The organism is Phyllobacterium sp. P5_D12, assembly GCF_054049495.1.
This window is the reverse complement of sequence record NZ_JBFUMG010000693.1, coordinates 1-2,023: the sequence shown is the minus strand read 5'-3', so window position 1 is coordinate 2,023 and position 2,023 is coordinate 1. Positions and strand designations below refer to the sequence as shown.

At 58.0% G+C, this 2,023-nt stretch carries 2 protein-coding genes; one reads left to right on the top strand and one right to left on the bottom strand.

Translation table 11 applies throughout. From position 1 onward, the window contains the following. Positions 1 to 234: 234 nt before the first annotated feature. A complete protein-coding gene (locus ACXJ5O_RS25375) occupies positions 235 to 669 on the top strand; it encodes a CAP domain-containing protein (protein WP_457302324.1) in 435 nt (144 codons plus the stop codon). Positions 670 to 714: 45 nt separating this feature from the next. On the opposite strand, the gene ACXJ5O_RS25370 is transcribed toward ACXJ5O_RS25375, so the two are convergent. Further along, positions 715 to 2,023, bottom strand: a 1,309-nt coding sequence (locus ACXJ5O_RS25370) for a nitrate reductase (RefSeq protein ID WP_457302323.1), incomplete at its 5' end; no start/stop codon positions are given.

The window sequence follows — 2,023 nt, the reverse complement described above, 5'->3', positions numbered from 1 at the left end:
CTTTTGTGTGACAATCAACCATGCTTGGATATCTTATCGATGACTGCGGAACCAAAATCCGGTCTTCCTTCAACAACTCGGTGGTATACCGGTCTATGCTTCTAGCGAGAACCGTAGTTCCATAACCATTCTTATGCCTCAGACACATGTAAAACCGGTGGGTTCAAGTTTGATTGCGGCCCTGCCGCAACAGTGTCTCAAGCCGTAGTAAACGACACAGGGGGAAATCCGAGAATGAAAATCTTACACACGATGGCAGTTGCGGTTCTGGTTTCTGGATRTGCAGGTACGACACAGCCCATCGCAATGGCGGGCGATTTTGGCCCCCAGACGCTTACGCTTATCAATTCCTACAGGACGAGCCATGGCCTATCGCCGCTGGCCGCCAATGGCACGCTGAAAGCCCTGGCACGGCAACATAGCCGGGAGCAAGCGGCCCGGGGAACTATCGGCCATGATGGCTTCCGCCAGAGATCAGCCCAAGCAAAAGCAGCCGGACTGAGTGGAGTGTGTACGGAAAACGTCGGTGTTAGATATAGAAGTGCACAGGCTCTTTTTTCTGGATGGAGGAATTCCGCAGGTCACAACACGAACATGCTTCGGCCCAACATGCGATACGCCGGAGTTTCTGTGTACGGAGCTTATTCGACTTTCTTTGCTTGCGGATAACGGCAGAGTGTTGCCGCGAACAGCCAGGACACCCGTTGGCAGACGTCATTCCGCCGCAACGATTTTGCATGCGTCGATAACTCCGCGGATTTCGGCGCGGCAGGAGCCGCAATTGGTTCCGGCCTTCAGGCGTTCGCCGATTGCTTCCACAGTCGTGCAACCCTCATGGGCGGCAGAGGCAATCTCGTTACAGCCGACCGAGAAACAGGCGCAGACAATTGCACCCTTGTCCGGCACATCCTTGCCCGGTCGCCCCGCCAGAAGCTGGAAGCGTTGTCGCGCATCTGTGAATTGCCGTGTCAGTTGTTCGCTGGCCCAGCTGCGCGAAACAGTCACCGGTTCGCGCGCCACGTAAAGTGYGCCGAGCAGCCTCTCATCATCGAATGCCGCGATACGATGCTGATCCTGGTGTGCATCGTGATAGGCAAGCAATTCGATATCCCTCTCTGCCTGAAATAGGTTCCGCGCGAAGGCGCTCCAGTCCCCAGGCACGCTATGACCGGCAAGTTCGAGCCGGTAGCCTCCGTCCGTCCTGGCCAAGGCCCAATATTCCGCATCGGGCAGAGGCTTATGATGCAATACGGCAAAGCCATACCAGCGGGCAGCGAACGGTTTGACCGCGACGCGTGCCATCTTCAAAGCGGGTTGCCCGGAAACCGGATCGACATTGGCGGTAACCAGCCTGTCCACCCGCGCATTGCCGGCAAATTGCCCGTTCCAGTGCATGGGCACGAAGATATTGCCCCTCTCCTGCCGGTCGGTCAGCAATGCCCGGACGACGATCTTACCATGATCGTTACCGAGTTTGACCAGACTGGCGTCGGCAATGCCCTGCTCTGCGGCATCGAGCGGATTGATCTCGGCAAAGGGTTCGGCAAAGTGGGCGGAAAGACGCGCGCTTTTTCCTGTGCGGGTCATGGTATGCCAATGATCGCGGACACGGCCGGTATTCAGCGTGAAGGCGAAGCGCGGATCGATTGCTTCCTCATTCGCCGGTCGCACCGCCACGAAGCGGGCGCGGCGGTCGTCGGTATAGAACTCGCCTTGCCCGAAGAAGCGCTTTTCGGTCGCGGGCTCATCCCTGCCCTGGGGCCATTGAAATGGCGAAAGTGCATCGTAGTCCGTGTCTACTATGGCGGAGTGCGCGCTGATGTCGAAGTCGCGTGTGCCGTGATTTCCGTGGCCCGAAAGCGCCGCATGTTCGGCAAAAATCTGCGCTGCGCTTTCATATGGAAAACCAGGGGCAAATCCCATGCGCCGGGCCACCTGTGTAACAATCCACCAGTCCGGCTTCGCCTCGCCCGGCAGCGGCAGGAACGCACGCTGCCGGCTAATGCACCGCTCGGAGTTTGTG